The organism is Haloarcula limicola, assembly GCF_010119205.1.
In the GTDB taxonomy this organism is placed as follows: domain Archaea; phylum Halobacteriota; class Halobacteria; order Halobacteriales; family Haloarculaceae; genus Haloarcula; species Haloarcula limicola.
The window spans coordinates 266,212-284,145 of sequence record NZ_WRXM01000001.1 but is presented as its reverse complement, the minus strand read 5'-3'; the positions used below and the strand labels follow the sequence as shown (position 1 = coordinate 284,145).

The 17,934-nt window shown below is 66.8% G+C and carries 20 protein-coding genes; 8 read left to right on the top strand and 12 right to left on the bottom strand.

Features of this window, described 5'->3' with window-relative positions:
- Positions 1-88: 88 nt before the first annotated feature.
- From GO488_RS01515 to GO488_RS01505, 3 genes are all read left to right on the top strand, one after another.
- A complete protein-coding gene (locus GO488_RS01515; protein WP_162316044.1) occupies positions 89-961 on the top strand; it encodes a shikimate kinase in 873 nt (290 codons plus the stop codon).
- Positions 958-1,257: a chorismate mutase gene (locus GO488_RS01510; RefSeq protein WP_162316043.1), complete on the top strand. Its 300-nt coding sequence runs from the start codon at positions 958-960 to the stop codon at positions 1,255-1,257. Before GO488_RS01515 ends, GO488_RS01510 begins: the two co-directional genes overlap by 4 nt.
- A 373-nt stretch (positions 1,258-1,630) precedes the next feature.
- Complete coding sequence (locus tag GO488_RS01505; RefSeq protein WP_162316042.1) at positions 1,631-2,416, top strand: alpha/beta fold hydrolase; 786 nt, start codon at positions 1,631-1,633, stop codon at positions 2,414-2,416.
- Between the two features lie 148 nt (positions 2,417-2,564).
- On the opposite strand, the gene GO488_RS01500 is transcribed toward GO488_RS01505, so the two are convergent.
- The 3 genes from GO488_RS01500 to GO488_RS01490 form a co-directional block, all read right to left on the bottom strand.
- Positions 2,565-2,951, bottom strand: coding sequence for a PIN domain-containing protein (locus GO488_RS01500; RefSeq protein ID WP_162316041.1), 387 nt, complete (start codon positions 2,949-2,951; stop codon positions 2,565-2,567).
- Complete coding sequence (locus GO488_RS01495; protein ID WP_162316040.1) at positions 2,948-3,193, bottom strand: AbrB/MazE/SpoVT family DNA-binding domain-containing protein; 246 nt, start codon at positions 3,191-3,193, stop codon at positions 2,948-2,950. Before GO488_RS01495 ends, GO488_RS01500 begins: the two co-directional genes overlap by 4 nt.
- Positions 3,194-3,395: 202 nt before the next feature.
- The gene (locus GO488_RS01490; protein ID WP_162316039.1) at positions 3,396-4,214 is read right to left on the bottom strand and encodes a hypothetical protein; all 819 of its coding nucleotides are present in this window, start codon (positions 4,212-4,214) and stop codon (positions 3,396-3,398) included.
- A gap of 170 nt (positions 4,215-4,384) precedes the next feature.
- On the opposite strand from GO488_RS01490, the gene GO488_RS01485 reads away from it, so the two are divergent.
- Complete coding sequence (locus GO488_RS01485) at positions 4,385-4,714, top strand: hypothetical protein (protein WP_162316038.1); 330 nt, start codon at positions 4,385-4,387, stop codon at positions 4,712-4,714.
- Here the strand turns inward: GO488_RS01485 and GO488_RS01480 are convergent, their stop codons facing one another.
- The 3 genes from GO488_RS01480 to GO488_RS01470 form a co-directional block, all read right to left on the bottom strand.
- A complete protein-coding gene (locus tag GO488_RS01480) occupies positions 4,715-5,923 on the bottom strand; it encodes an inorganic phosphate transporter (protein ID WP_162316037.1) in 1,209 nt (402 codons plus the stop codon).
- A 333-nt stretch (positions 5,924-6,256) separates the two neighbouring features.
- A complete protein-coding gene (locus tag GO488_RS01475; protein ID WP_162316036.1) occupies positions 6,257-6,802 on the bottom strand; it encodes an iron transporter in 546 nt (181 codons plus the stop codon).
- A gap of 109 nt (positions 6,803-6,911) precedes the next feature.
- Positions 6,912-7,592, bottom strand: coding sequence for a carbonic anhydrase (locus GO488_RS01470; protein WP_162316035.1), 681 nt, complete (start codon positions 7,590-7,592; stop codon positions 6,912-6,914).
- Between the two features lie 129 nt (positions 7,593-7,721).
- Between GO488_RS01470 and GO488_RS01465 the strand changes: the two genes are divergently transcribed.
- Entirely contained in the window at positions 7,722-8,588 is an 867-nt protein-coding gene (locus GO488_RS01465) for a hypothetical protein (RefSeq protein WP_162316034.1), read from the top strand.
- On the opposite strand, the gene GO488_RS01460 is transcribed toward GO488_RS01465, so the two are convergent.
- The 6 genes from GO488_RS01460 to GO488_RS01435 all read right to left on the bottom strand — a co-directional run bounded on the left by GO488_RS01460 (position 8,589) and on the right by GO488_RS01435 (position 14,045).
- Positions 8,589-8,777, bottom strand: coding sequence for a hypothetical protein (locus GO488_RS01460; RefSeq protein ID WP_162316033.1), 189 nt, complete (start codon positions 8,775-8,777; stop codon positions 8,589-8,591).
- Positions 8,778-8,850: 73 nt separating this feature from the next.
- Entirely contained in the window at positions 8,851-9,789 is a 939-nt protein-coding gene (locus GO488_RS01455; protein WP_162316032.1) for a DMT family transporter, read from the bottom strand.
- A gap of 63 nt (positions 9,790-9,852) precedes the next feature.
- Positions 9,853-10,899 (bottom strand): lysylphosphatidylglycerol synthase transmembrane domain-containing protein, encoded by a 1,047-nt coding sequence (locus GO488_RS01450; protein WP_162316031.1) that lies wholly within the window; start codon positions 10,897-10,899, stop codon positions 9,853-9,855.
- 32 nt (positions 10,900-10,931) lie between these two features.
- On the bottom strand, positions 10,932-11,729 hold the full coding sequence (surE, locus tag GO488_RS01445; RefSeq protein ID WP_162316030.1) for a 5'/3'-nucleotidase SurE: 798 nt from the start codon (positions 11,727-11,729) through the stop codon (positions 10,932-10,934).
- 163 nt (positions 11,730-11,892) lie between these two features.
- Positions 11,893-13,314 carry a small ribosomal subunit Rsm22 family protein gene (locus tag GO488_RS01440; protein WP_162316029.1) on the bottom strand — a complete coding sequence of 474 codons (1,422 nt, stop codon included), beginning with the start codon at positions 13,312-13,314 and terminating at the stop codon, positions 11,893-11,895.
- Entirely contained in the window at positions 13,311-14,045 is a 735-nt protein-coding gene (locus GO488_RS01435) for a prephenate dehydrogenase/arogenate dehydrogenase family protein (RefSeq protein WP_162316028.1), read from the bottom strand. Before GO488_RS01435 ends, GO488_RS01440 begins: the two co-directional genes overlap by 4 nt.
- A 163-nt stretch (positions 14,046-14,208) precedes the next feature.
- Between GO488_RS01435 and GO488_RS01430 the strand changes: the two genes are divergently transcribed.
- The 3 genes from GO488_RS01430 to GO488_RS01420 all read left to right on the top strand — a co-directional run bounded on the left by GO488_RS01430 (position 14,209) and on the right by GO488_RS01420 (position 17,917).
- The gene (locus GO488_RS01430; RefSeq protein WP_162316027.1) at positions 14,209-14,982 is read left to right on the top strand and encodes a fumarylacetoacetate hydrolase family protein; all 774 of its coding nucleotides are present in this window, start codon (positions 14,209-14,211) and stop codon (positions 14,980-14,982) included.
- 342 nt (positions 14,983-15,324) lie between these two features.
- On the top strand, positions 15,325-16,242 hold the full coding sequence (locus GO488_RS01425) for a hypothetical protein (RefSeq protein ID WP_162316026.1): 918 nt from the start codon (positions 15,325-15,327) through the stop codon (positions 16,240-16,242).
- Positions 16,243-16,279: 37 nt separating this feature from the next.
- On the top strand, positions 16,280-17,917 hold the full coding sequence (locus GO488_RS01420; RefSeq protein WP_162316025.1) for a GMC family oxidoreductase: 1,638 nt from the start codon (positions 16,280-16,282) through the stop codon (positions 17,915-17,917).
- Positions 17,918-17,934: the final 17 nt, after the last annotated feature.

Below are 17,934 nucleotides of genomic sequence, written 5' to 3'. Positions count from 1 at the left end.
GCCGAATTTCCAGCCGCTGGGGGAAAAACGACGCGTTGTACGACCGCTTCCGCAGTTGGTAAATAGTCCGCGCCGGGAGAGACGAGCGATGGAAGGCACGGCAGCAGCACCGGCCGCTGGAACGGTCCTGAACGCGCTCGCCACCGGCCGCGGGTCGGCGTTCGCGATCGACGAGTACACGACGGCGACGGTGTCGCTCTCGACCGAGAGCGAGGGATTCACCGGCGAGATAGCCGGCGCGCCGGACGGCGACACCCGGCTGATCGAACGCTGCGTCGAGTACGTCGTCGACGCCCACGGCGACGCGGTCGGCACGCCGCCCGTCGTCGGCGGTCACGTCCGCACCGAGAGCGACGTGCCGATGGCCGCCGGGCTGAAGAGTTCCAGCGCGGCGGCCAACGCCGCCGTGATGGCGACGCTCGACGCGCTCGACGCCACCGACCGGATGACCAGAGCGGACATGGCCCGACTGGGCGTGATGGCGGCCCGCGACGTCGGCGTCACCGCCACGGGCGCGTTCGACGACGCCTCGGCGTCCATGCTCGGCGGCGTCACCGTCACCGACAACGACAGCGACGAGGTGCTCTCCCGCGAGGAAGTCGACTGGGACGTGCTGGTCTGGTCGCCGCCCGAACGGGCGTTCTCGGCCGACGCCGACGTAGAGCGCTGCCGCAAAATCGCGCCGATGGCCCGCCTCGTCGAGGACCTCGCGCTCGATGGCGACTACCAGCGAGCGATGACGGTCAACGGACTGGCCTTCTGTGCGGCGCTCGGGTTCGACGCCGAGCCCGTCGTCGAGTCGATGGCCGACGTCGGCGGCGTCTCGCTGTCGGGAACCGGTCCCTCTTTCACCGCCGTCGGCGACCGCTCGGCACTCGAAACCGTCAAGGAACGCTGGGACGAGCGACCCGGTACGACCCTGCTGACCACCACGCAGACCGAGGGAACCCAAACAGTATGAGCGAAAACGAGCCACCGAACCCCGAGGAGATGTCCCTGGATGAACTGCGCGAGGAAATCCGCACCATCGACCGCGAGATCGTCGAGAAGATCGCTCAGCGGACCTACGTGGCCGATACCATCGCGCAGGTCAAAGCCGAGAGGGACCTGCCGACGACCGACGAGGAACAGGAACAGGCCGTCATGGACCGCGCCGGCGAGAACGCCGAGCGGTTCGACGTCGACGCCAACCTCGTGAAGGCGATGTTCCGCCTGCTCATCGAGCTGAACAAGGTAAAGCAGCGGGAAAGCAGGTAGTAGGGACCCGGACGTCCCGTTTACGCACCTGTATCTACGGAGCTAACGAGTACAACATCGGCCTCGAGTCACTGGACGGGACCCTCCTGCTGGGCCCCGACGCAACCGTCGGTCGGTCGACTGCCTGACTCATCGACTGGCGGGGCTCGACTGGCGACTCACGAGTCAGGAACGCCAGCGGTATCGAGTCTCTGCCGATGGGCCTCGACACGACGGTCGGATTGCGACCGTATTCCGTTCAATCAGATGTCGTTCAGTGGCCAACATCCCCTGACGCAGGATCGCTGTTCGTGGACAACCGCGAGCGGCCCGCGACGACGAGTTTCGATTTCGTACACGAACTGATACAACCCTGGAGCCCCCCCAGTAGTGTATGGAGATGAATCACGTCCGTCGCGGGTCCGGTGAACCGTTACTCTTGATCCACGGACTGGGCGGGAGTTGGCGGACGTGGACCCCCATCCTCGACGGGTTGGCCGCCGAACGGGAAGTCGTCGCAGTGGACCTCCCGGGTCACGGGGAGACGCCGGCGCTCTCCGGTGAAGTATCCATCGACACCCTTGCCGATGCCGTCACGTCGTTTCTCGATGCGAACGACCTCGCCGGCGTCGACGTGGTCGGCAACTCGATGGGAGCGCGACTCGTCCTCGAACTCGCGCGCCGCGGGGAGGTCGGCACAACCGTTGCACTCGATCCCGGTGGGTTCTGGAAGGGGTGGGAGCGGTACTTCTTCTACGCGACGCTCGCCCCCTCGATACGTCTCGTTCGCCTCCTCCAACCCGTGATGGACCGGCTGATGGGGAGCGCCGTCGGTCGGACCATGCTCCTGATTCAACTCTCGGCACGGCCCTGGGACCTCTCCGCCGAGGTCACACGAGAGGAGATGCGGACCTTCGCCGACTCCCCGTCGTTTGACGAACTACTTCGTCGGTTGGCGTTCGGCCCGAGCCAACCGGGGACGGACTCCACACCGGGATCGGTCGTAATCGGATGGGGTCGCAAGGATCGAGTTACCCTGCCCAGGCAGGCAAAACGCGCGCTGGACAGGTTCCCCAACGCTCAGTTGTACTGGTTCGAGGACAGTGGGCATTACCCTCATTGGGACGCTCCCGACGAGGCGACCGAACTAATCCTTACGAGCACTGCGAACGACGAGTGAACACAACTGTTCGGACGCGAGAGAGATGAACGATCACCAACTACCACAGAAGGGATACTTGGATACCGGAAAAGTACACGCGACCGTGTTACGTGAGTTATTGAACTGAACAAGGTGGAGCAGCGCGAGAACCGTTGAGGCGTCGAGATTACTCCTCGTCGCTCGGTTCCAGCGACACTCTCGATACTTCGATATCCTCGTAGTCTCTCTCCGACGAGAGTACGTCCATTCCCCGCGTCTCCGCAGTCGCCGCATGGAACGCGTCGAACGGCGTCATCCCCTCGTCGTAGTAGTTGACGGCCTTCAGAACCACCTGCTTCTCCTCCTCGTCTCGCACGGGGACGAGTTCGAGCAGGTTCGCCACTAACGGCACGTAGTCGAACTCGTAGCGTTCTCGGGCGAGGACGAGTTCGAGATACGAGAACGCCGACGTTTCGACCTCGTACTCGTCGAGTGCCTCCTCCGCCGAACTCTGCAACCAGTCGGAATCCTTGGCGAGTGCGAGCAGGAAGTCCGTCTCGACGTACACCGTCATCTATCGGTGTCCTTCTCTCGGGCCTTAGCTTTGGCTTCCGCTTCGATGTCCTCACGGATCTCCTCGACGGACGCATCACGGAGACCACCTGCCGCCTCACGGACGGCGGCGAGCGGGTCGTCCGAGACTGGGATGAGTTCGATCCTGTCCTCGTAGGTCACGATGTGATACCTCTCGCCGTACTTCTCCCGTACCTCCTTGGGAATGTACAGCCGACCCTGACGGTCCGTCTCCGCTGACATAGAGTGGACTATGGTGGAATAGAATAAGAATCTTACCACTAGATAGTTTTCTGTACCATTCCACAGATGGTTTCGAGCCGATCCATAGTGGATTTTGTCGAGCTGAATAAGGTCGAGCAGCGCTAGAGTCGGTAGTCCGAGCGTTATCGATACGGTTTCGCGATATCGGATTGCGTCCGAAAACCTCCGAGCGCGGTTCCGCCTAATTCATGTCGGCATCTCTCTGAACGGTTCGGCTCGGACGGTCGCGGGATCCGGCGTCCGCATCCGCGTTCGTATATAATCCCCTGGTACTATTCGTACCTCGGATCCTGGAGCCGTCAGTGACCGTCACGTTCGATTCCTCGGAGGCGCTGAACGTACAGTTCTGGGTGATACCGCTGTTCCTGACCGGGGCCTCGATGTCTTCAGCGAAGTCCTCTTGATCACAGATCTCGATAGCGGAGCCGTCAACGACCGTCACGTTCGAGCTTTCGACGACGCTGACCGTACAGCGCTGCGTGGACCCGCCGCCGCGAACCGACCGGGTGATGTCCTCGGCGAAGTCCTCCCGGTCGCAGACCTGGAGCGTGGACCCGTCGGCAACTCGGACGGACGAATCCACGACGACGTCTTCCGCTCGCGTGTCGGTCCTCTCGGTAGCGGTGCGCTCTCCGGATAACGTGACGCTGGATCGGTCCCGGACCGTCACGTCTGTATCGGTCCCGCGGACGAGATCTTCGACCGCGGATCCGTCCGTGACCACGACAGCCGTCCCTGTTCCGACGCGCAGGGTACCGACGGTGGATTCGTTCGTCACCTTCACCACTCCGGCGGTTACCTCACAGTCCCCGGTTATGTGGCCGTCGTCGATGGTACTACTCTCCCTGAAGTCCTCGACGTCGCAGATATTCTCCGTCGACTGATCGACGACCGCCACTCCGCCGGACGAGTCGCTCGCTGGGGTCCCGGCGACGCCACCGACACCGAGACCGATGACGACGGCCAGCGCTGCCACTATCACCACTTGGTTTCTCTTCATTTCGGAAAGTACGCGAGATATGTCCATTTTCAGACAGTTAAATATGGGGCAGGCAGTCTTAGTGCGTGTGTGGGCCGAAACGACGCGAGCCAGCCGACTAGTCTCTACGGCCGGAGTCTCGAAGCCGTCCACCCCTGACGCTTACGTGGCTTGGGACACATGCACGAGATATGGTTCTTGACTCGGGGGTCAAGACCCACGACTCACTGCACACCGCCCTCAGGAGGGCAATCGAACGGGCGTTCACACTGGAGACGTGGATTTCCGGCTCTCGCGAGCGAGTCGCCTCGGAGACGTTCATGCGTCGCCGCACGCAGTTCAGTTCGGTCGACGGGTTCTGTGTGGCCTGCCCGTGTAACCAGGACACCATCGAGGGCGTCCAACGGCTCTCGGCGGACGAACGTAACGCGTTCGTGGCTCGGACGACCGACTTCGAGACGTGGGACGAGATGAAGCGAAGCGCGGCGGTCGAAGACCTCGTCACGCTTCAGAGCGTCTGACTATCCCAGTCCCGGGACGGCCGCGAGCGCGTGATAGAGCGCGAAGCTGATCGCGCCGCCGCCGACCATCGAGACGATCCACGCCCCGACCGTGTATCCGGTCTTCGCGGTGGACACGCCGCCCGAGTTCGACGACCCGCCGACCAGTCCGGCCCCGACGATACTGGAGATCATCACCTTGTTGAACGAGATGGGATAGCCGAGCGTGATCGCAGCCTGAGCGACGAGAAACGCGGGGATGAATGCGGCTATCGAGCGCTTCGGACCGAGCGAGGCGTACTCGCGGGCCACGGCCTGAATGAGGCGCGGCGACCGGAACCAGCCACCGAGGAGGATTCCGAAGCCCCCGAGCCCGAGCAGGTATAGTGAGGGCAGACCGAGCGACGATTCGAACACGGATTCCAGCGGCCCGGTGGCGAGCCCGACCTGGGACCCGCCGCTGGTGAACACGACGACGAGGGCAAGCGCGACCAGCATCCGATTGATCCCGGTCGTGACATCGCGCCGAAGTTGCCAGTAGACCACCGCGATCGTTAGAAGACCGATCACACCTCCGACGAGTACGACTCCGGCTTCGCCGACCCCAGTCGACGCGACATCGAATTGGCGGGTGACGACGCCGGCGATCGACCCTTGCGTGCTCTGCGGTGCCGGGAGAAACGATAGCTGGATGTTGGCGAGCGCGTAGCCGACGCCGCCGGCGAGCAGCGGGATACTCAGCGTCTCCGAGACCCTCTCGTTCAGCAACAGCCAGGCGAGTCCGTACGCGAGGACGCCCTCGACGACTGGTATCGCGAACCAAAACCCCAGAATCTTGGCGTACGTTACGACCGCGAAGCCGCCGCCCAGAGCGACACCTGCACCGATCGCCGCACCGGTCACCGTGAACGCGGAGGGGATGGGATAGCCGCGAGAGTTTCCGATGGTGATGAGCGTGGCTGCCGTGAGGAGCGTCGCGGTCGCGGCCAACGGGGTGATCGTCACGCCGGTCACCAGCCCGTGGCCGATAGTTTCCGAGATACTGCCGCCCTGTGCGACAGCGCCGAGGCCGGCGACGATTCCGACCAGGAGCGCCCCCCGTAAGGTAGATAGCGCGTTCGCCCCGACAGCCGGCGCGATCGGCGCGGAGTTACTGTTCGCCCCGACGGTAAACGACATGAAGAGCGATGCAACGAGGGCGACGGCGACGATTCCGATCACTGATGACATAGATATTCGGGTTCAGTCGTGTTGGTACCCGGTGAGGCTCCGATACGGCATATCTTCGAACAGACACGGGTAGCTCTGTCGAATGCGTCCGTCTGTTCCCGGCGGCACGACCACCTCGGAAATCAACGGCTCTGCTCGGGTTCTCGTTCGGTCCGTTACCGCGCTGCTTGAGCGTTTCGCTACCGCTGACAGAAGGGGCGGTCGACGGCTCCGCGTCCGAGAGGTCGTCCTCCCCTCTTCTCGGAGAGTTCGAAGGACGCCGGCAAAATATCGTCGGTGAGGCGGTGCCCGGCTTCGGTAACCGCCAGAGGACGACGGTGACTGTGACTGCCGTCAGTCCTGGCCGGCCTCGACGCCGATCTCCTCGAAGGTGACCTCTGCCGTCTCGCCGTAGCGGTCGCCGTTCTGCTCGTCGTGGCGGTGGAACTCCGGCGGTTCGACGGTGACGTGGAGGTCGTACGTCCCGCTTCCGGGGACCTCGACGTTCGACCCGTAGTGGTAGACGCCGGGGTGCCAGAGGAAGGAGAGGTCGAAGGGACCGTACTCCTCGCCGTGGCGTTCGAGCGTCGCGCTCACGTCGCAGTACGGGACGAACCGCTCGTCGCCGGCGTCGGCGACGACGACTTCGAGGTGACAGTTCTCGTCGTCGGGTTCGACGAACTCGAACTCGCCCTCCTCGACGAGTTCGTACATCCCTTCGGCCTCTTCCTGAGCGTAGCCGATTACGTACTCGCCGGCCTCTTTCTTGCCGCCGTCGTTGGCGACGGTGTTCGCCATGTACGCCACCGAGGTCTGGTAGGCCGCGCCCTCGGTCTTCGACTGCTGGATCTGATTGCGGTCCACCTCGTCGCTCGGCTGTTTCTGCGGGTTATCGGGCATCGGGCCGGTGTATGGGGCTGAAACCCCTAACGAGCGTACTTGCAAATGCATTTTACCGGGTTTGTCGACCGTAGCGCCGCTGCGCGTCCGACCGACAGGATCGACCCCGTCAGTACTCCCAGAGTCGGTCGATTCGCTCGGCGATCTCGTCGTGGTCCTCCCGGAGCGTCTCGACGTCGGTCTCGCCGGCGACGTTGACGACGTGGACCTCGCCGCGGCGGCCGCCGTAGACGTCCTGGAAGTCGTAGACGACGCCGACGACGTCCACAGAGTCGGGCACGTCGTCGCTCTCGCGGAGGAGTTCGACCTGCCGGTCGACGTTGTACTCGACGAGGTGGTTGATCGCGTCCGCCCGGTCGAGGTCGTCGGGGAGCGATTCGACGCCCGGTTCCAGATGGGGCGCGAGGATATCGATGCAGTGTTCGATGCCCGGAGCGTCCGAGACGCCGTCGGTCAGGGCGTCGTAGGTGGCCGTCACCGCGCCGCAGCTGGTGTGCCCGACGACGATGGCCGTCTCGGTGCCGGTATGGACCAGCGGGTAGAGCACGTCGCCCGAGACCACTTCCCCCGCCTCGGTCCGCTGGACGACGCGGTTGCCGATGTTCCCGCAGGTGAAGATGTGCCCGGGATCCTCGTTGCCCCAGATGTGGTCCTGCAGAACGCGAGAATCCGAACAACAGACCGTGACGGCGTCGGGGGCCTGCCCGTCCTGGACGTCGTCGAATCGGGAGTCGAACTCCTCGGCGTGGTTCTCGTTCTGTGCGAGCAGGTCGATGACCGTCTCGTGCATAGCGGGCAGTGCACGGCCGAGCAAGAAATTTCTTACCGAATGTGATCGGGCCGCCTGGACGAATATGAGGGAACCCCCCACCGAGTATTAACAACCCCTAAGAATACGCCCGAGAATGCAGGGACACTGATGTTGCACGGCGACGCCCTCGGGTTGCTTCTCGGCGCGGTGGCACTGGGCGCAGTCCACGGCGTCGAACCGGGTCACGGCTGGCCCGTCGCGGCCTCCTACGCTCTCGACCAGTCGAACAAGTGGCTGTACGGGTTCGCCGCGAGCCTCCTCATCGGCGTCGGCCACCTCGTCAGCAGCATCGCCATGGTCGCCGTGTTCTTCTACGCCAAGTCCTACTTCGAGTTGACGCAGGTCAACGAACCGCTGACGCTGGCCCCCGGCGTGGAGATCGGCGGCCCGGTGAGCATCGTCGCCGGCGTTCTCCTGATCGCGCTCGGTATCAGGGAATACACGCACGGCCACTCTCACGGGCACGAGTCGGACGACCACGGCGACGGTCACGATCATCACGACCACGAACAGAGTGACGACCACGGACACGACCATCGCGGCCACAGCGACGCTCACGCTCAGCACACCCACAGCGACGGACACGACCACCACGACCACTCCCCGGACGGCTTCTTTGCCCGTCTGAAGGGATACCTCCCGTTCGCGGGCGGCCACTCCCACTCACACGGCGAACTCGACGACGCCACCGACCGGGGGATGCTCGGCATCGCGTGGTTCGCCTTCCTCCTCGGGTTCGCCCACGAGGAGGAGTTCGAGATCATCGCGCTGTGTGCCGGGTCGACGCACTGCCTCGAACTGATGAGCGCGTACGCGCTCACCGTCATCGTCGGCATCGTCGGTCTGACGCTGCTGTTGCTCGCGGGCTACGAGCACTTCGAGGAGACGGTCGAATCCTACACGGGCTATCTGCCGGTCTTCTCGGCCGTCGTCCTCGTCGGAATGGGACTGGGATTCGTCACCGGCCTGTTCTGATCAGGCCGCGGCCGCGAGCCGATAGGTGTCGTAGCCGGCGTAGGAGACCAGCGCGACGCTCGCCGCGATGGCCGCGAGACCGACGACCAGTCCGAGTCCCCAGTACGCCCAGATCCCAGCCCCGAGCAGCGCGCCGGCGAGCAGAAAGAGGACGACGAGACGAACCAAGTAACGCACGGTCGGTTCCATGCGGAGCGTTTCGGGGTGAACCGGCAAATACGTTCGCCGACGTGGCCGGTCGGTGGAGTTCCCCGACTCGCCGTCAGCGGCCGGGGAGCAGGCCGTCGAGGCGGGCGAACACCGGCGAGAGCTCCGCCGCGAGCGCCCGCCGTTTGAGCAGGACGAACCCGAGGAAGATGACGAGGAAGCCGGCGACGTCGAACGGCGCGAGCGTCTCCTCCAGCGCCAGCCAGCCCGCGATCGCCGCGAATATCGGGGCGGCGTAGGAGACGAGGTTGATCTCGATAGCGCCGAGGCTGGCCAGCAGGTCGAAGTAGATGACGTAGCCGACGGCGCTCGCGAACACCGCGAGATACAGGAGCGCGGCGACGCCGACGGCGGAGAACTCGGCCTGCGCGAGCGACTCGCCGGGGAGGGAGAGACTGATGGCGTGGAGCAAGACCGCACCGAAGGCGTTCGACCACGCGACCATCCCCTCCGAGGAGATCCCGCCGTCGAGGCGCTGGACGAGGACGCTGCCGAGCGCGACGGACGCCGCCGCGAGCAGGACGAACGTCGGCGCGATGGCCTCGGACCCGAGCAGATCTGACCGATCTGGGCGAGCGACGAGGACGACGCCGACGAAGCCGAGCGCGAGGCCGACCGTCCCGAGCAGCGACAGCCGCTCGTCGGGGAGGAACAGTCGGGAGAACACCGTCGAGAGGATTGGGCTCATCCCGACCAGGATAGCGGCGACGCCGCTCGTGACGCCGGTCTCGCCGACGAACAGGAAGGCGTTGTACAGCGCGATGATGAGCGTCCCCTCGACGAGCAGCGTGAGCCAGTCCGCGCGGGTTCGGGGGAGCCAGTAGTCGCTCGTCGCCGCGGCGTAGGCGAGCATCAGCGCGCCGGCGACATCGTACCGGATCGCCGCGAACAGCACCGGCGGGAACGCGTCGAGACCCGCTTTGATCGCCATGAACGACGTTCCCCAGAGGGCTGCCAGCAGGACGAACAGCGTGGCCGACCGACGGTCGCTCATATCCGACGATGCCGCGGGAGGTGGATAACGGTGACCATCGGGAGCGTCGGCGACGGGTCGCGGTCACTCCAGCGCCCGCCAGACCGTGGCCGAGAGATACAGCGAGGCCGCCCCGCCGACGGCGACGACGAGCCAGTAGGTCGCGAGTCGGAAGACGACGACGCCGGCCGCGGCCAGTTCCGGCGGGACGCCGACGACGACGAGCGCCCCGGTGAGCCCGACTTCCGTGGTCCCCAGCCCGCCCGGCGTCGGTAGGAACGCGAGGACGCCGGCCGCGGGGACGAGGAAGAGCGCGAGTCCGATCGAGACGGAGACTTCGACGGCCGCGAGCCCGAACAGGAGCGACGACGAGAACGCGAGCCAACCGAAGAGCGCGAACGCGCTCGCCGCGGCGAGGCGACGGGAGTCGCTCGTGGCGGTCCCGAACCGATCGAGGAAGGTGGCGACGCCGTCGGCGACTCGCTCGGGTTCGAGCGCCCCGGCGACGCGCGTGGAGACACGGCCGGCGGTCCCCCTGACGACGGCGGCGACGCGCTCGACGAGCCCCGCGACCCGCTGTCGGTGGTAGACGACGACGGTTCCGCCGACCAGCGACGCGAGGACGACGACCGTCAACAGACCGAAGAGGAAGGGGCCGCCGAACGCGACCGGCGGGTCGAGGAGCAGCGCCGACAGTCCGATCGCCGTCCCGCCCAGCGAGCCGGCGAAGATCAAGAGTTCGCTGGCCGCGACCGCGCCGAACAGGTCGCGGAAGCGTCCGTCGCTGTTCTCCGAGAGGACGTAAGCGATGATGGCCGACCCGCCGGCGTTCCCCAGCGGAAGCACCAGTTTGCCGAACGTCCCCGACAGGTAACAGAGCTGTACGAGCCGTCTGGAGAGCGAGTCGTCGGTGCCGCGCAGGATCGTCGCCGTCGCCATCCCCCAGCACAGCTGTGCGCCGACCGCCGTGACGGCCGCGAGGGCGGCGGAGGCGCGGTCGGCCGCGGCGAGCGCCGAGAGCATCCGATCGGTGTCGACGGAGAGGAACAGCACCGAGAGCAGGAGGACGGCGGCGAGCGCGCCCACGAGTAGGCGGTAGGAGCTCTCCCGTGCCGTTGCCGTCGTCGCCATTGGGTCGTGTTGGGCCGTCGTCGGGTATCAATCTACGGGCCGGCGGCGGGGTCGTACGTCTCGGCGAGGGCGTCGAGGGCTTCGTGGTGTTCGGTGGTGTGGGGCGCGGTCAGCGGCGAGACGCTGACCTTCCCGTCGACGACGGCCCGGCGGTCGCTTCCCTCCGGATCGGGGATGTCGCCCTCGGCCATGCGCTCCCAGATGCGGTCGTGGAGCGTGACGGCGTCACCGTCGCGGACGGCCCCCATCTCGTACACCCGCGAGGGTTGCGTCACCTCGATCTCGGCCGGCCCCCACTCGGCGACGGGCGCGTTGACGTTGAGGTAGTCACACTGCTCGAAGACGCCCGCCTCGAAGGCGTGGTCGGCGAGATACGCCGTCGCGCGGACGGCCTCGGCGTAGCTGTCGCCGTCGGCCTCGATGTCGGCGAAGGCGGTGTCGTCGCGCACCGGAATGTACATCGAGACGGCGATGGCCGGCACCTCGAAGAACGTCGCCTCGACGGCGGCGCTGACGGTCCCCGAGCGCCCGAGGACGTACGCCCCGAGGTTCGCGCCGCGGTTGCAGCCGGCGACCACGAGATCCGTCTCGGGCACCAGCGCCTCCAGCCCGGCGACGACGCAGTCCGTCGGCGTCCCCTCGACGACGTATCCCAGTTCGTGCTCTCGGACCGAGACCTCGTGGGAGATGGCGCGGCCGACGGCGCTCTGGTCGTCCGCCGGCGCGACCACCGTCACGTCGCCGACCGCGTCGAGCCCGTCGTAGACGGCCCGCAGTCCGGCGCTCTCGATGCCGTCGTCGTTCGTCAGCAGGATGGTCGGCTCGTCCATACGGCGTCTGGGGCGGTCTGCGAGAAAAACCCCGTGCCTAATCGCGCTCGTGATTCTCGCTCGCTTCGCTCACTCCGAACCGCGCTTCCCTCGCTACTGCTCACGGCTCACTCCGCTCGCCGTTCGCGTTTCCGAGGGCCGCTCACTTCGCTCGCGCCCCTCGCTATCTCGCTCGATCCACCGTCGTCTCTCCGTCCACGACGACGTTGTACGCCTCCTCGTCGTCGTTCCAGAGGACGAGCGCGTTCTGGAAGGAGAGCAGGTCGCCGTAGTCGGCCTCGCGCAGGTCGTCGTTCAGCAGCGACGGCTCGGTGACGACGGCGAAGTGGTCGACCTCCTGACTGCCGTCGCCCAGCAGGTACAGCGGGTTCGAATCCCCCTCCGAGAGGTCGCGGCTGAGCTTGATGCCCAGTAGGTTCACCCGGCCGGTGACGTAGCTCTCGGCGTCAGACATCGGCGCGTGCGTGCCTCGGTCGGGCGTCAGTTCGATGGCCCGCCGGTCGTCCTTCCGGAGAACGCTGTAGGCGAACTGTACGTCGACGTTGACGAACTCGCCGGTGCCGCCCGCGGCGTCGTCGAGCCGCTTCTGCATCGGCGGCACCTCGATGTCGGGCTCGCGGTCGAACGACCAGCACTCGCCCTCGGGCGATTGGTGGGGCCAGAGACGGACCGTCGGCGCGTACACCGTCGCCGGACCGTCGTCGGCGACGGCCCGCTCGATCTCGCGCAGTCCCGTCGCGGTGTTCCGGTCGGCCGGTTCCAGCGCCGCTATCGTCCCGTCCTCGGCGAGCGCGTCGAAGTACCGTTCGACCACGGCGTCGGGGTCGGCCAGTTCGTTGAGGACGTTGCCGAACAGCACGAGGTCGAACGGGTCCTCGCCCGTCTCCGCGTCGATATCGAACGCCTCCGCCGTCTCGCGGTGGACGGTAACGTCGACGTTCTGCCCGGCGTCTGAGAGGAGCGTTTCGAGCACGTCGGCCGCGGCGCTCGGTTCGACGGCGTGGTACTCCACGAGGGCCTCCTCGGGCAACAGGTCGAGGAGGCCGAGCGCCGGGCCGCCGACACCAGCGCCCACGTCGAGCACGCGGAGCTGCGACGGGAGCAGGCCCTCGGCCAGCAGGTCCCAGAGGACGTACTGCGCGACGGCATAGTAGTCGGGCAGATGGTAGAGCGCGTAGCCGTGGGCCGTCAGGTCGTCGTACTCGACGGCGGCGCGGTCGAGGTAGCGCTCCTTGACCTCGCGGATGCGCTCGCGGAGCCGGTCGCCGCTCTCGCCGCGCGCCCAGTCGTCGCCGTAGGCATTCGCCAGTAGTTCCTCGACGCGCCGTTCGTACGCCTCGGGAAACCGCTCGACGCCGTGGAACGGTCCCGACGGGGAGAGCGGCCCCTCGGGGGCCGGGACGAACGTGCCGTCGTCCTCTTCGACGATGGCGAGGTCCACCGCCTCCTCTCGAAGGACCTGTTTGACGACCGCCGGGTGTGGCTGGCCCTCTACGTACTCGAAGATCTCCTCGGGGTCCAGCGGCCGGACGTTCCGGAGGTACTTGGCGTTCTCGCGTATCTGTCGGCGCGTCTCGGGGTTCATGATAGGGTCTCGTAGAGTTCGGCGAAACCGTCGCGGTCGGCGTCGGCGAGGCGACGGGCGGCCTCGGCGACGCGGTCGGCCCCCTCGAAGGTCTCCTGGATGTCGGCGTAGACGTGGGCGTCGCCGCCGGTGACCTGCTCGACGAGGTCAGCCATGCCCGCCGAGACGGGCGTGTGGAATCGCTCGGGGACGTCGGCGGCCGCGAGCGCGTAGGCGAGGACGGCGGCGTGTGCCCCCGCCTGCACCGTCTCCATCGCCTCGTCGTGTTCCTCGGGGGTCGTCTCGAACGTGTCGTTGCCGGCCGCGGCGAGCGCGCCGACCACGACGTCGACGGCGTCGCCGCCCGCGTCCGTGACGACGGCGACGTTGCCCGGCGCGTTCTCCGGCGCGAACAGCGGGTGGAGGCTCGCTCGCTGCGTCTCCGGGGCGGCGGCTGCCATCGCCGAGAGCGGGGCGGCCATGCTCCCGGTCACGTCGACGATAGCCTCGGTCGCACGGGGGGCGTACTCCTCGATGGCGACCTCGGCGACCGGCATCGGCACGGCGATACAGATCACGTCGAAGGGGCCGTCGGTGTCGGTCGGGACCGCCCGGCCACCGACCGCCTCGGCCGCCCGTCGAGCGGCGTCGCTGTCGGTGTCCGTGAAGGCGAGCGTCGCGTCGGTGTGGTCCCGCATCGTCCGGGCGAACCACTCCCCCATCGACCCGGCACCGACGACGAGGACGTTCATGCGACGAGCGTAGCCCGTCCCGTCTCAAAAGGCGTTCGGTCACCCGTCGCGACCCGGTTTTGAACGACTGCCGATGGAGAGATAGACGATGGTCGTAACGGGCGACGGCGGCCAGGCCACGGCCTCCTAAACGCTTATCCGTCGGCCCCGAGTCGTCGTTTCCATGAAGCGCGTTCGATTCCGCGACTCCGCGGGGAACGTCCGGGGCGGTCGCTGGACCGTCGAGGACGGGGAGCCCAAGGTCACCGCGGCCGCCGGGCCGTACGGCCGTATCGCCTTCGGCGACGAGAGCTACTCGCCCGAAGAGGTGGACATCCTCCCGCCGTGTGAACCGACCAAGATCGTCTGCGTCGGCCGCAACTACGCCGACCACGCCGACGAGATGGGCAACGACCTGCCGGACCGGCCGTTGCTGTTCCTGAAGGGGCCCAACGCCGTCGCCTCGCACGGCAAGAACCTCACGATGCCGTCAGGCAAGGACCGCATCGACCACGAGGCGGAACTCGCCGTCGTCATCGGCGAGCAGTGCAAGAACGTCAGCGAGTCCGGGGCGATGGACGTCGTCGCGGGCTACACCTGCCTCAACGACATCTCGAACCGCGACGACCAGGAAAAGGAGCAGAACTGGGTCCGCGGGAAGGCCTTCGACAACGCCTGTCCCATCGGCCCGCTCGTCGCCACGCCGGAGCACGTCCCCGACGACGCCAGCATCGAGTGCCGCGTCAACGGCGAGACCAGGCAGTCCTCCTCGCGCGACCACCTCATCTTCTCCGTCGAGGAGCTCATCGCCGAGATCACCGAATACATGACGCTCGAACCCGGCGACGTCATCGCCACCGGGACGCCGGAGGGCGTCGGCCCGCTCGAAGACGGCGACGAGGTGGAGATCGAGGTCGAGGGCATCGGCACGCTGAAACATTCCGTGAAGATTCCCTGATTCGACCGACGGACACCGCGTCCGGCTGCTCGGTGCCGTTCTCACGGCGTTCGATAAGGAGAGCTTAGCGGCGTATATCTGCCACTTACAAACAATACGCCAAGTGACAGAACCGACGTGATGCTCCCTACTCGCTTTCGAAATGCCGCCTCCGTGGACTCGACAGAGACCGAGACGCCGAACCGTCGAACGGTGCTTCGAACGTTCGGCGCGTCTGTGTTTGCGGGCATCGCACTCGGCCGTGGGACCGCCGCTCGTACCGCGACGGCACATCCTCACGACCCACCGGATACGCGGTGGGTCCGGTATTACGGCGAAACCGACGACGTTCGAAACGAGGACATGGCGCGAACCGACGACGGCGGATACGTGCTCGTGGGACACGCGCGGACGTCCGGGTGCGTCGACTCGTCGTTTCCGTGGGTGGTCAAAGTCGATGCGAGCGGGTCCGAAGAGTGGAGTCGCACCTACGCGGCGCGTCGGTTCACCGGGATTCACGTCGTCGACGACGGCTACGTCGTCTGTGAGTCGCCATTGGGAACCGACGGGGAACCGAAGTTGCTCAGGCTCGATTCGAACGGTGAACCGACGCGGACCCACACGCCCGGGAGGGATGGCGACTGGCTCTCCTCGGTCGTTCAGTTACCGGACGGGGGCCTCGTCGGCGCGGGGTCGATGGTGTTCAAAGCGGGCCCCGACGGGAACAGAGAGTGGTTCGAGCGACGTTCGGCACAGGACATCGTGGCGACGGAAGACGGCGGGTTCGCCTCGGTCATGCACGGGCGGCTGACGAAGTGGGCCGCGGACGGCCGCATCGAGTGGGTAAGCGGGTTCGGCGGGCACGACCGAGACGACTTCTACTCGGTGACGCAGACGCGCGACGGCGGTTACGCGACGGTCGGCTACGTGCGAGAAACGTCTGACGACGACCAGCAGACGCGAGTCGTCCGAACCGACGGCGGCGGCGACAAACTGTGGGAGACGCGGTTCACGCCTAGGAGTGTCTGTCGAGGCATCGTCGAAGCGGCGGACGGGGGAATCGCGGTTGTCGGCCGGAGTGACGAGTATCAGGCCGTGCGGCTCGACGCCGACGGAGAGCGGCGGTGGTCAGCGCAGTATCTCACCGGCGACTGGATCAACCGCACGGAGGCTATCGTCGGCTTGGACGACGGCGGCTACGTCATCAGCGGCACGTCGAGTCCGCAATCGGAAGACGAACTACAGGTGGTGCTGTTACGCACAGCGCCCGAGTCACGATAACAACGCATAAGTTTAGGCTCGCCTAATCACCGCCGAGATGGACAGAGAGCCGACTCGCCGAGCCGACGTCTGCGTCGTCGGTGCCGGGCCGGCGGGTGCGCTCGTCGCCAGCCGTCTCGCCAGCGACGGCTACGACGTAGTCGTCTTAGAAGCCGGGCCGCGGTTCGACTTTTCGGACCGGCAGGAACGGATGGAGGAGTCTATCCGTCCGGCTCATCGGGGGTCGGTGTGGGAGATGGGCGGCCAGCGCGACGCCTTCTCGGCCAGCGGCGAGCGGTACTACCCGCTCAACGTCTCGCGGGTGAAGGGCGTCGGCGGGTCCACGCTCCACTGGCAGGGGATGGTGATGCGACTACACCCGTCGGATTTCGAGGGGAGCCACGGCAACGGCGATCCGGCGTGGCCCATCGGCTACGAGGACCTGCGGCCGTACTACGCCGAGGCGGAGAAGGCGATGGGCGTCGCGGGCGACGCGGACAACCCGTTCGCGCCGCCGCGAGAGGAACCGTATCCGATGGCGGGCTTCCCTCCCTCCTACAGCGACTCGCTGTTCGCCGAGGCCTGCGAGTCCCTCGGTATCACGATGCACGGCGTCCCCAACGCCCGCAACTCCGAGTCCTACGACGGCCGCGGTCCCTGCGTCGGCTACGGCACCTGCCAGCCGGTGTGTCCCTCCGGGGCGAAGTACGACGCGAGCGTCCATATCGAGGACGCGGAGGAAGCGGGCGCGACGGTGCTCGACCGCGTACCGGTCCAGCGCCTCGAAACCGACGGCGAGGGCCGGGTCACCGCGGCCGTCTACGCGACGCCGGACGGCACCGAACGCCGGCAGGAAGCGCGGGAGTTCGTCCTCGCGGCCGGCGGCGTCGAGATCCCGCGCCTGTTGCTCCTCTCGCGCTCCGAGGACCACCCCGACGGTCTCGCCAACTCCTCGGGAGCGGTCGGCCGGTACTTCATGGACCACCTCTTCGCCGGTGCGGGCGGGACGCTCGACGAGCGCACGAGACAGAACCACGTCGGCTTCATCACCAGCGAGTGCCACCAGTTCTACGACGACCCCGGACGGGCCGTCGAACGAGTCGGCGACGGCGAGACGGTCGTGCCGGCCAGCGACGAGCCGTTCTCGCCGATCAAACTGGAGTTCCTGAACTACGCTGGCCCGTCGCCCGTCGAACTGGCGCTCTCGGCCGACGACTGGGGCGACGAGCTACTGGGCGACCTGCGCGAAGCGTACGGCAACAGCATCGCGATGGGCGGCCTCGTCGGTCAGCCGCCCAGAAGGGAGAACCGAGTGACGCTCGACACTTCGACCACCGACGACCACGGCAACCCCGTCCCCGACATCCAGTGGTCGTGGGGGCCGCGCGCGAAGCGGACGATGGCCCGAACGAACGACATCCAGCACGCCGTCCTCTCGGAGCTGGGCGTCGATATCAGTTGGACCGCCGGCCCGGAGAGCGGCGGGTCCGGCCCGGCGTACCATCATATGGGGACGACGCGGATGGGCACCGACCCCGAGGAGAGCGTCGTGAACCCGCAGTTGCGGACCTACGACGTGGCGAACCTCTCGATAGCCTCGTCGTCGGTGTTCATCACGGCGGGGTCGATGAACCCGACGCTGACCATCGCGGCGCTCGCGCTGAAGTGCGCCGACCACGTCGACGAGCGGCTGTGAGCGGTTCTGAGCGAGCG

What these genes read in the sequence shown, in the direction of transcription:
- GO488_RS01515 (WP_162316044.1), top strand. Translation starts at nt 89, where the DNA reads ATGGAAGGCACGGCAGCAGCACCGGCCGCTGGAACGGTCCTGAACGCG.
- GO488_RS01510 (WP_162316043.1), top strand. Translation starts at nt 958, where the DNA reads ATGAGCGAAAACGAGCCACCGAACCCCGAGGAGATGTCCCTGGATGAA.
- GO488_RS01505 (WP_162316042.1), top strand. Translation starts at nt 1,631, where the DNA reads ATGGAGATGAATCACGTCCGTCGCGGGTCCGGTGAACCGTTACTCTTG.
- GO488_RS01500 (WP_162316041.1), bottom strand. Translation starts at nt 2,951, where the DNA reads ATGACGGTGTACGTCGAGACGGACTTCCTGCTCGCACTCGCCAAGGAT.
- GO488_RS01495 (WP_162316040.1), bottom strand. Translation starts at nt 3,193, where the DNA reads ATGTCAGCGGAGACGGACCGTCAGGGTCGGCTGTACATTCCCAAGGAG.
- GO488_RS01490 (WP_162316039.1), bottom strand. Translation starts at nt 4,214, where the DNA reads ATGAAGAGAAACCAAGTGGTGATAGTGGCAGCGCTGGCCGTCGTCATC.
- GO488_RS01485 (WP_162316038.1), top strand. Translation starts at nt 4,385, where the DNA reads ATGGTTCTTGACTCGGGGGTCAAGACCCACGACTCACTGCACACCGCC.
- GO488_RS01480 (WP_162316037.1), bottom strand. Translation starts at nt 5,923, where the DNA reads ATGTCATCAGTGATCGGAATCGTCGCCGTCGCCCTCGTTGCATCGCTC.
- GO488_RS01475 (WP_162316036.1), bottom strand. Translation starts at nt 6,802, where the DNA reads ATGCCCGATAACCCGCAGAAACAGCCGAGCGACGAGGTGGACCGCAAT.
- GO488_RS01470 (WP_162316035.1), bottom strand. Translation starts at nt 7,592, where the DNA reads ATGCACGAGACGGTCATCGACCTGCTCGCACAGAACGAGAACCACGCC.
- GO488_RS01465 (WP_162316034.1), top strand. Translation starts at nt 7,722, where the DNA reads ATGTTGCACGGCGACGCCCTCGGGTTGCTTCTCGGCGCGGTGGCACTG.
- GO488_RS01460 (WP_162316033.1), bottom strand. Translation starts at nt 8,777, where the DNA reads ATGGAACCGACCGTGCGTTACTTGGTTCGTCTCGTCGTCCTCTTTCTG.
- GO488_RS01455 (WP_162316032.1), bottom strand. Translation starts at nt 9,789, where the DNA reads ATGAGCGACCGTCGGTCGGCCACGCTGTTCGTCCTGCTGGCAGCCCTC.
- GO488_RS01450 (WP_162316031.1), bottom strand. Translation starts at nt 10,899, where the DNA reads ATGGCGACGACGGCAACGGCACGGGAGAGCTCCTACCGCCTACTCGTG.
- surE (WP_162316030.1), bottom strand. Translation starts at nt 11,729, where the DNA reads ATGGACGAGCCGACCATCCTGCTGACGAACGACGACGGCATCGAGAGC.
- GO488_RS01440 (WP_162316029.1), bottom strand. Translation starts at nt 13,314, where the DNA reads ATGAACCCCGAGACGCGCCGACAGATACGCGAGAACGCCAAGTACCTC.
- GO488_RS01435 (WP_162316028.1), bottom strand. Translation starts at nt 14,045, where the DNA reads ATGAACGTCCTCGTCGTCGGTGCCGGGTCGATGGGGGAGTGGTTCGCC.
- GO488_RS01430 (WP_162316027.1), top strand. Translation starts at nt 14,209, where the DNA reads ATGAAGCGCGTTCGATTCCGCGACTCCGCGGGGAACGTCCGGGGCGGT.
- GO488_RS01425 (WP_162316026.1), top strand. Translation starts at nt 15,325, where the DNA reads ATGGCGCGAACCGACGACGGCGGATACGTGCTCGTGGGACACGCGCGG.
- GO488_RS01420 (WP_162316025.1), top strand. Translation starts at nt 16,280, where the DNA reads ATGGACAGAGAGCCGACTCGCCGAGCCGACGTCTGCGTCGTCGGTGCC.